Annotated in this window: 9 protein-coding genes; 4 read left to right on the forward strand and 5 right to left on the reverse strand. The window is 46.9% G+C overall.

What is annotated here, in order from left to right; all coding sequences use genetic code 11:
- Nucleotides 1-454 (reverse strand): phosphoglycerate kinase (gene pgk, locus WBA89_RS11365; RefSeq protein ID WP_424406419.1); only part of this gene is annotated, 454 nt, incomplete at its 3' end.
- A gap of 186 nt (nucleotides 455-640) precedes the next feature.
- Between pgk and WBA89_RS11370 the strand changes: the two genes are divergently transcribed.
- Entirely contained in the window at nucleotides 641-1,051 is a 411-nt protein-coding gene (locus WBA89_RS11370; protein WP_424406421.1) for a universal stress protein, read from the forward strand.
- A 351-nt stretch (nucleotides 1,052-1,402) separates the two neighbouring features.
- Complete coding sequence (gene ylqF / locus WBA89_RS11375; RefSeq protein WP_424406423.1) at nucleotides 1,403-2,257, forward strand: ribosome biogenesis GTPase YlqF; 855 nt, start codon at nucleotides 1,403-1,405, stop codon at nucleotides 2,255-2,257.
- Nucleotides 2,258-2,276: 19 nt separating this feature from the next.
- On the opposite strand, the gene WBA89_RS11380 is transcribed toward ylqF, so the two are convergent.
- Nucleotides 2,277-3,092, reverse strand: a complete 816-nt coding sequence (locus WBA89_RS11380) for an MOSC domain-containing protein (protein ID WP_424406425.1) — start codon at nucleotides 3,090-3,092, stop codon at nucleotides 2,277-2,279.
- 340 nt (nucleotides 3,093-3,432) lie between these two features.
- On the opposite strand from WBA89_RS11380, the gene WBA89_RS11385 reads away from it, so the two are divergent.
- Nucleotides 3,433-4,143 carry a carbonic anhydrase gene (locus WBA89_RS11385; protein ID WP_424406427.1) on the forward strand — a complete coding sequence of 237 codons (711 nt, stop codon included), beginning with the start codon at nucleotides 3,433-3,435 and terminating at the stop codon, nucleotides 4,141-4,143.
- A 308-nt stretch (nucleotides 4,144-4,451) separates the two neighbouring features.
- Here the strand turns inward: WBA89_RS11385 and WBA89_RS11390 are convergent, their stop codons facing one another.
- On the reverse strand, nucleotides 4,452-5,639 hold the full coding sequence (locus tag WBA89_RS11390) for a tetratricopeptide repeat protein (RefSeq protein WP_424406429.1): 1,188 nt from the start codon (nucleotides 5,637-5,639) through the stop codon (nucleotides 4,452-4,454).
- Nucleotides 5,640-6,050: 411 nt separating this feature from the next.
- Between WBA89_RS11390 and WBA89_RS11395 the strand changes: the two genes are divergently transcribed.
- A complete protein-coding gene (locus WBA89_RS11395; protein WP_424406431.1) occupies nucleotides 6,051-6,320 on the forward strand; it encodes a GlsB/YeaQ/YmgE family stress response membrane protein in 270 nt (89 codons plus the stop codon).
- Nucleotides 6,321-6,682: 362 nt separating this feature from the next.
- Here the strand turns inward: WBA89_RS11395 and sppA are convergent, their stop codons facing one another.
- Together sppA and WBA89_RS11405 are read right to left on the reverse strand one after the other, a co-directional pair.
- Nucleotides 6,683-8,503 carry a signal peptide peptidase SppA gene (sppA, locus tag WBA89_RS11400; protein WP_424406433.1) on the reverse strand — a complete coding sequence of 607 codons (1,821 nt, stop codon included), beginning with the start codon at nucleotides 8,501-8,503 and terminating at the stop codon, nucleotides 6,683-6,685.
- Nucleotides 8,504-8,763: 260 nt separating this feature from the next.
- Nucleotides 8,764-9,293 (reverse strand): alpha-hydroxy-acid oxidizing protein (locus WBA89_RS11405; protein ID WP_424406435.1); only part of this gene is annotated, 530 nt, incomplete at its 5' end.

Genomic DNA, 9,293 nt, shown 5'->3' on the forward strand with positions numbered 1-9,293 from the left:
GAGCCGTACCAAAAGCATCATTGACATACAAATCGGCCACAGAAGCTAACTTCTTGGCAAATTCCGGGTCATTTGCTTCTTCTTCGGGATAGAAGCGGACATTTTCCAGCAAAACCACATCGCCATCAGCCATCGCCGCCACAGTAGCAGCCACTTCATCGCCGATGCAGTCGTCAGTCTTTTTGACCTCTTTCCCCAACAATTCCGACAGCCGCTTAGCAACCGGAGTCAAGCGCAACTTCTCCGTCACACCCTTGGGACGCCCGAAGTGACTGCACAAAATGACCTTAGCGCCCTTGGACGCTAAATCCTGAATAGTCGGCAGAGCAGCCCGGATGCGAGTATCATCAGTGATATTGCCGTTGTCGAGCGGCACGTTAAAGTCCGCCCGCACCAATACCCGTTTGCCCGATAAGTCTGATGCTGATAAATTTGCTACAGTTTTTTTTGTCACAGGATTAACCTCCTAGATATTTGTGTTTTTGTCTAATTCCGTTGAAATGGTGGCACTCGTCACTTGCACTTGGGGCCTCGGACGCATTCAACCGCGCCCGCACACAAAACGGAAGATGAAACAAACGGCACTGATTTGGCTCAACGTAAACATTTTATCGGAGTCCGTGTCCGGGAAATGCGAACTATGTTCAAGACTGTCTTATTTCCTGTAGATCAAAGCCGAGAAGCCCGCGAAGCTGCGGAAAAGGTTGTCAATATTGTGAAAACCTACGCTTCTCGTTTAGTTATTCTGTCGGTAGTCGAGCCCCCAGCCGAGGAGGGCGACGCGCCGCCAGAGGTGATGAGTTCGCCCGAAGCAGTCGCCAAGCTGCTTTCTGAGGCCCAATCGATGTTTTCCCAGCAGGGAATTGAAGCTGAAATCATTGAACGAGAAGGCAAACCGCCGTTCACGATTTGTGATGTGGCTGACGAAATTGGCGCTGATTTGATTGTGATGGGCTGTCGCGGCATGGGTTTAACCGATGATGGGGCGTCTGACAGCGTTACCAATCGGGTGATCAATCTGTCTCCTTGTGCAGTTTTGATTGTGCCTTAACAGAAGGAAGAGGGAAGAAGGAAGAAGGAAGAAGTAAGAAGTAAGACAACTCTTTCTTATTGCTTATTGCATTTTTCTTGATCCCTTTTCCATTTTCCTGATTTCTTCCTTCTTCCCTCTGCTTTCTGCTCTCTGCGCTCTCTGCGCCCTCTGTGGTTAGTTCCTTCTTATTTATTCCTTAGATTTATTGTAAAAGTCGCTTTTCAATGAGGAAATTATCTACATTTATCTGCCTTTCATCTACGGTTGACTGGCTCGATCAAAGATTTATGTAATAAGCCCCTTCCTTCTTCCCTCTTCCCTCTTCCCTCTTCCTTCTTCCCTCTTCCTTCTTCCTTCTTCCTTCGTATTATGAAAATTCACTGGTATCCGGGTCACATTGCCAAAGCTGAACGGGCATTAAAAGAACAGCTAAAGCGAGTAGATGTGGTGCTCGAAGTCAGAGATGCCCGCATTCCATTGGCGACTTACCACCCCCAAATGCCTAGCTGGGTGGGCGGTAAGGCGCGAGTATTGGTGGTCAACCGCATGGATATGATTGCGCCTCGAACCCGCGAGGCGTGGGAAACATGGTTTGAGTCCCAGGGAGAAACCGCCTATTTTACCAATGCCGAACACGGGCAAGGAGTACACGATGTTTCCGATGCTGTCCAGGAGGCTGGGGTGCAGCTAAATAAACGCAGGTTCGATCGGGGTATGCTGCCCCGTCCTGTCCGGGCTGTGGTAATGGGCTTTCCAAATGTCGGAAAATCTGCTTTAATTAATCGGCTGTTAGGGCGGAGAGTGGTAGACAGTGCCCGCAGAGCTGGAGTTACTCGATCGCTCCGATGGATTCGGATTTCGGACGAAATTGAGTTGTTGGACGCTCCCGGAGTGATTCCCACCCGCATTAACAATCAAGAAAATGCTCTAAAATTAGCTATTTGCGAAGATATTGGCGAAGCAGCTTACGACAATCAGGTAGTAGCCGCGGCTATGATAGATTTGCTCCTAAAGCTTGAGGCAACTGATGACTCTTTGATATCATTATCTGGTTTAAAATCCAGGTATAAAGTAGATATAGCATCTAGTAACGGTGAAGATTATTTGCACGAGGTAGCAAAAGATAGGTATAAAGGAGATGTCGAACGAACGGCGCGGCAGATGTTGAATGATTTTAGAACTGGCGTGTTGGGTCAGCTTAGTTTGGAGCTGCCGCCGGATTAATCAGACTCGTGGGGTACAATTAATCAGGAATGGTATTAAATAGGGTTTTGGTAACGCTGACGATTTGAACTTCATCTCCTATGCGTACTATTTTTCCGGTTGCTTGGGGTGACACTCGCGTGTTAACTATCAGCCGACTAAAGTGATTTAAACCTCCTTGTTTTACCAAGTCAGGCCTGATTTCTTTGTGCTTGGCTATTAGTGCATTTTTAAAATTTGGATAAGCTTTTTTGGCAGCAGAATTTTGCGTCGATAGGAGACAGGGCCCACGGGGATTAATTGCTTCAAATATTATTGTCCCTATTTTAAGCCTGACAAATTTATCGGCTTCTGGGAAAAGTCTGTCTTCCCAAAAACCGGGGACATCTCCTATTTCAATATTAGCTCGCAAGCGATGCCGCATTTCGTTAACACAAACTCTCGGAAACCAAGATGCAGCTTCGGCAATTGTTTGGGTACCGATAATGCTCGGCCCCGGTGCTGCGGTATTTTCGGGAAAGCCTGTCAGCAAGTTTTCAATTAATTTGACGGGGAAACCGAAGTAGCTACTCAACCAATATTCTATTTCCGGGCGTTCTCTATCTATATGAAAAAAGATTTCTTGTTCGGTGTCTTTAATTTTTAGGCCGGCAATTCTTTTTTTGATGTCAAATGAGAAGCGCAGAAAATTGATGCCGCTGTTGCGTTTAGCGTTAATAAATTCTCCTGCTGCGTCGCAGATTGCAAAAGTTCGATCGCCTTCTAGAGCTCCGCTAGCCAGAATAGTGGCTTGACTGACTGCTATGCCACCAAGGGACTTGACCGGATAGATATGAATGCTGGCAACGTAAGACATTTCGATTCATTTATAAATAATTGTCTTTTTAGATACACTATAGCATCCTCTGCCGACAGAACGATGACTGCTATTGACTTTATGAAATAAAAAAGGGCAGCTTTTTTGAATTGTAAATTCTGCCAGAGCTGTTTGTAAAGAAAAATCAAATAATTACGGTCGATTTTGCGGTAAAAATATTATGGTAGAGAATATAGTCTCGGACACAAGGGCGACCAAAAAACCGAGTTTTTGACCAAAATATTTGTTGAAAACCCTCTTGGGAGAGTTCAAAAGCCCGGTTTCTTTGTTGGGGTGCGTCTTAGACTAAAATACAAAAAATTGAACCGAGTTGCCAGCAATGAATGAAAGCGAAAAAACAAGCATAATTTCGCGACGCAATTTAATGTTGAGGGCTGGTGCAGGGATGCTGGCCGCCAGCATTGCACCAGCGCTTTTACCAGCCGAGGGGGCAAAAGCAGAGACCATCTCTGACATTAGTCCCGAGGGTGCTCTCAAGAAATTGATGGAGGGGAATCAACGCTACATTCAGCAAAAACGGACTTTTCCAGACCAAGCCCGATCGCGAATTGTCGAAGTAGCAGATGGTCAGCATCCGTTTGCAACCATTCTTGCTTGTTCGGATTCGCGGGTTGCTCCCGAAATTATTTTCGACCAAGGATTAGGGGATTTATTTGATATCCGAGTAGCTGGAAATTTTCTCGACGATGGGGTTTTGGGAAACATGGAATATGCGGTAGTAGAATTAGGGGTTCCGCTATTAGTAATTTTGGGTCACGAACGCTGCGGTGCGGTGAAAGCTGCTTTAGATGGGAAGGCTGTGCCGGGTCACATTGGGACTTTGGTGGCGGCGATTAAACCGGCAGTTGATAGCACAAAAGGTGACAAAGGCGATGCGTGGGATAATGCAGTCAGAGCTAATGTGAAAATGAATGTCAAGAAGTTAACATCTTCGTCGCCTATTTTGGCTGAAGCTGTGAAAGCGGGCAAGCTGAAAGTTGTTGGGGGGCGCTACGATTTGGACAGCGGCAAAGTGGAGATAATTGCTTGATTTTGCTGGTTAGTCATTAGTCATTAGTCATTAGTCATTAGTCATTAGTCATTAGTCATTAGTCATCAGTCATCAGTCATTAGTCATCAGTCATCAGTCATTAGTCATTAGTCATTAGTCATCAGTCATCAGTCATCAGTCATCAGTCATTAGTCATTAGTCATTAGTCATTAGTCAGTAGGGGCGGTGGATGGTGCGGGCCCGCCCTCTTAGTTGTCATTAGTCATCAGTCATTAGTCATTAGTCATTAGTCATTAGTCCTGTGCCCGATCGGGAATATCATTGGTTAATAAAGTAGATATGCCAGCTTAAATCAAGCCCATTTCTTGCAGTCCCCGGCGCAGGCGCTCTGCTTCAAACGGGCGGCGGTGTTCGTGAAGGGCGATCGCTCTTTTGAATTCTGCTAAACTCTCTGGCATTTTGCCAATTTTCAGCAGCGCTACTGCCAAGTTTTGATGAGCTTCGGCGTGTTCGGGAGCGATTTTAATGGCTTGTCGGTAATAGGCGATCGCATCTGCTAAATTTCCGGCTGCTTTCAGCGTCAGTCCCAAATTGTAGTGACCTGCGGCAAAATTGGGGTCTATTTTTAAGGCTGCTTTGTAAGCTTTTTCTGCTGCCGGCAAATCTCCTTCATCTTTGAGCAAATTACCCAAATTATTGTAAGCACCCAACTTCAGCGCCGGGAAAACCTTCGTATTAATTGCCGCTTGATAGTGTTCTTTGGCTTTAACAAACTGCTGCTGCTGGCGGTAGGCAATGCCTAAATGATAGTTGAGTTCATAAACAATAGAATCATCTATTGCGGCATTCGTCAAGCCTCTGGTTAATAAATTAATTCCCCGCCCAATTTGCCCGCTTTCTACATAAAGCGCGCCCAATTTGCTGCAAGCATAAGCATCGTTGGGATAATAAGCTATATAGCGTTCCATTGCTGCTTGAGCTTTTTGGAATTTACTTTTTGCGGCGATCGCATCTTTGTGATAGCCAGAGTGGTAAATCGCTACATCGGGGAGAGAAGCTATTTGCCAATTTGGTTCTCTCTGCAAAATCTCAGCCGCGCTGTCGTCTACCATTGCGTGGTACGGGCGAGAAAAGCGGATGTCGGGGCGGTTGCGAAACAAGCGGGAGACGAGGGAATAGGGAGATTGAGATGCACCGATTTCTTGGCGGACGAGATTGATTAGCAGCAGCCGATCGCTCTTAATGGCCTGCTTGAGAAGAGGTACAATCTCCGGTACCAAAACCTCATCGGCATCCAAAACCAAAATCCAGTCGCCCCGGGCGTGCTTGAGAGACTCGTTGCGGGCTGCTGCGAAGTCGTCGCACCATTCAAAGTCATAAACCCTCGCGCCGGATTCGCGGGCAATTTCACGGGTGCGATCGCCCGATCCCGTATCCAGCACCACCATTTCGTCAACAACACCCTTAACGCTGTCCAAAGTCCGCGACAGCGTTGTCTCTTCATTTTTCACGATCGTACACAGTGTCAGATCCATCGCGCGCCAACTTTCCTAATTTCACAGAATCATTGTAATTTTTTTTACCAGTAAAACACAAAAATTCCCAGAAAATATGCTCCCATACCAACTTAAAAAATAATCCTGCTGCAAGCCCGTACTGCCCGCGCCATCAGTCATCCGTCATTTCCATTTCCCAGCTCAAATCTTCAAAGCCCCAATATCAAATCAGACTATTTCCCTTTGGCTGGAAGTCTAAGTATCTTTATTCGCGAAAATAATTGGGTTAACTCTTTTGACACATTACCAATCTTTAAATTCCGAGGATTCATCAGAAATCCTACCACTTTCGATTCTTCCTTACGGTAGAGGTAAGGGCCCGATGTCGGTTGTTATTCTTAGAACATAAGACAAGGCAGAAAATAAGTTAAGCATTCAGGAGAAAAAGAAATGGGAATTATTGCTTGGGTCGTTTTAGGATTGATTGCCGGTGCGATCGCCAAAGCCATTTATCCGGGTCACCAAGGTGGCGGTTTTCTGGCAACCACAGGTTTAGGAATTGTGGGCGCGCTAGTCGGAGGTTATCTAGGTCAACTCATTGTGGGGACTAGCGGGGGAGCGTCATTAGGAGCATTGACTCTACCCAGTATAGCTTTTGCAGTCATCGGTGCGATCGTGGTACTTTTCATCTGGGGATTGTTAACTCAGCGTGCTGCATAACAAATATTATCAATTCAGACTCTGCAGATTTTTAGGGTATTCACAAACCCGGTTTCTTCGAGAAACCGGGTTTTTCAGATCGGAATCTGCCGTTGAAAGCGCTGCTGTACAGAGGAAGTCAGCGCCAAGCCAACTGAAAAATCAAGTTATATCGTTTCCGGTTGCATCGGAATGATTTAACCGGCGCTAGAACACAGAGAACACAGAGAGGTCAGAGAGAAATGAATACAGGACGATGAAGAGAGGAATTGATATTATACCAAATTGATAAAATAGCGCTACATATCTACCCCCCCCCAACCCCCCCTTATAAAGGGGGGGAGTCAAACTTTCGGTAGTACCATAACTTTAGGAAATTGGTATTAATCAATCCGCAAGTTGAAAGGCAAGCGAACGTAAACGCCTTGCGGGTCGTTCATTGACTTGACAACAGCCAATTCATCCTGCATTTTCTTAACTTCAGCAGTCAGCGGGTCGAGTTGGGCGGCTGGTTTCAAAACGTGAATACCTGAAAGTCTTTCCAAAATTCGCTCCTCCAAAGTGCGGCTTTTGGGATATTCTTCCAACTGCCAGTTGTCGCCTAGTTTAGCTTGCTTCGCCGCGGCTTTGATAGCGTCTTCTAAACCGCCAATTTCATCGACTAAACCCAACTGTTTCGCGGCGGTACCAGACCAAACTCTGCCTTGAGCAATTTCTTGCACTTTGTTTTTTGGCAGTTTGCGGGAGTCGGCGACTTTGGTGATAAATCGATCGTAAATGCGATCGACTATTCTTTGAATATTCGCCAATTCTTGAGGAGTTTTCGGGCGGGAAACCGTGTTAGCATCGGCAAAGCGGGCGGTTTTCACCACATCCCAACTCACGCCGTTGTTATCCGCCAACTTTTCCACATTGAGCAGCATTCCAAACACGCCAATCGAGCCGGTAATCGTACTCGCTTCGGCAAAAATTTTGCTCGAACCCATCGAAATCCAATAGCCGCCGGAAGCTGCTAAATTGCCCATCGACACGATAACAGGCTTATTTTTGCCCGTCAGCGCGACTTCGCGCCCGATAACTTCCGCCGCCGAGGCGCTGCCTCCGGGACTGTTGACGCGCAAAACTACTGCTTTTACGCCGTCATCTTGTCGGATTTTCCGCAATTCTCTAGCAATGCGATCGCCCCCTACTTGAGTCGGGCCGCCTTCCCCGTCTACAATCTCACCCTCAGCGTAAAGCACAGCAATCTGGTTTTTATTGTCAGCGCGAGTTGAGTTTTTACTCTCAGCAACTCTCGCGTAGTTTTTCAAGCTAATTTGCTTGAAAGATTTATCTTCTGCGTCAGTTCCTGTCAGTTTTTTGAGTTCCGCCGCAATTTGATCGAAATATACAACTTTATCAACTAACTTGCTTTTGAGAGCTTCGTCAGCCATCAAAGTTCCGCCATTATCTGCCACCGCTTGCAGTTGCGGCACAGTCAATTTGCGGTTTGGGCCGACAGTTTTTAGATATTCTCCCCAAATATCTCCGAGCAATTTTTGAGTTTGCTGGCGATTTTCTGGACTCATTTTTTTGAGCAAAAACGGTTCGACGGCTGACTTGTATTTGCCGGCGCGAGTCACTTGCACTCCCACGCCGTATTTCTCCAAAGCACCAGTCCAAAACATTGTTTGACTGCTAAAACCGTTGAGTGTTAGAGAGCCGTAAGGATTGACTGCGATTGTGTTAGCAACGGAACCGAGGTAATAATCTCGCTCGTTCCAGTCCATTTCGTAAGCAATAATGGGTTTTTTGGCATCTCGGAAACGCTGCAGGGCCGATCGAACTTCTTTAAGATTAGCAAACCCGCTGCTGCTGGAATCCGAACTGCCTTCGAGATAAATTCCCACGATTTTCGGGTCTTTTTTCGCAGAGTCGATCGCGTCTAAAACAGTCCGCAGCGTCACTGCATCGCCGGAATCGTCCGAAAGCACTCCTTGAATTGCGGCGCTCGTGCTGCGGTTCGGTTTGCTATCAGTGATATTTAAAGAAAGGTCTAATACCATTACAGACTTATCTTTAACTTGCGGGCCTGAATCTTTTGACGACGATGCCGCGACAGCAATTAGCAGTACCAGCCCTCCCAATCCGACGCCGCCGAGAAGCAACAGTCCGAGGAAGGTTCCCAGCAAACTTGCACAAGTATATTTGAGGAAATCTTTCATTTAGATAATTGGTTATTGGTTATTGGTTATTGGTTATTGGTTATTGGTTATTGGTTATTGGTTATTGGTTATTGGTTATTGGTTATTAGTTAGTTCCTACCAACTAACGACTAACAACTGCCAACTAACGACTAACAACTGAGGGCGGGCACGGGGGCACCGCCCCTACCAACTAACAACTGCCAACTGCCAACTGCCAACTGCCAACTGCCAACTGCCAACTGCCAACTGCCAACTGCCAACGACCAACTGACATCATTCTATCTTAGCCTTTCCAAAACCCCAGAATGTTTCAATTCATCCAAATTAGCGCAGCCCGTACAAAACATCACGGTGGCAATCTCTGCAATTAAAACCTCAGCGAGGAGGGCTGCGACTGATTCCGATTGCGCTGCTGCTTCCAGAAACGGCCGCGCCAGCCCTGCAACATCCGCGCCGAGGGCGATCGCCTTGGCTGCATCCAACCCGTTTTGCAAGCCTCCAGAGGCAATCAGGGGAACATCCGGCGCTGCGGCGCGGGTGCTGACAACGCACTCGGCTGTCGGGATTCCCCAGTCTGCAAAGGTTGCACCCAACCGGCGCTGCTTGCTATCTGTGGCTCGCTGTCCTTCTATTTTCGCCCAAGAAGTGCCTCCGGCTCCGGCAATGTCGATCGCGCTTACTCCGGCGGCGAGCAATTTCTCGGCCATCTTTCCTGAAATACCGTTGCCAACTTCTTTAGCAATTACCGGGACTGGTAATTTTTCGCACAATTTTGCAATTTTATCTAACAGTCCTTTAAAGTTAGTAT

Source organism: Microcoleus sp. (assembly GCF_049646505.1).
Taxonomy (GTDB): domain Bacteria; phylum Cyanobacteriota; class Cyanobacteriia; order Cyanobacteriales; family Microcoleaceae; genus Microcoleus.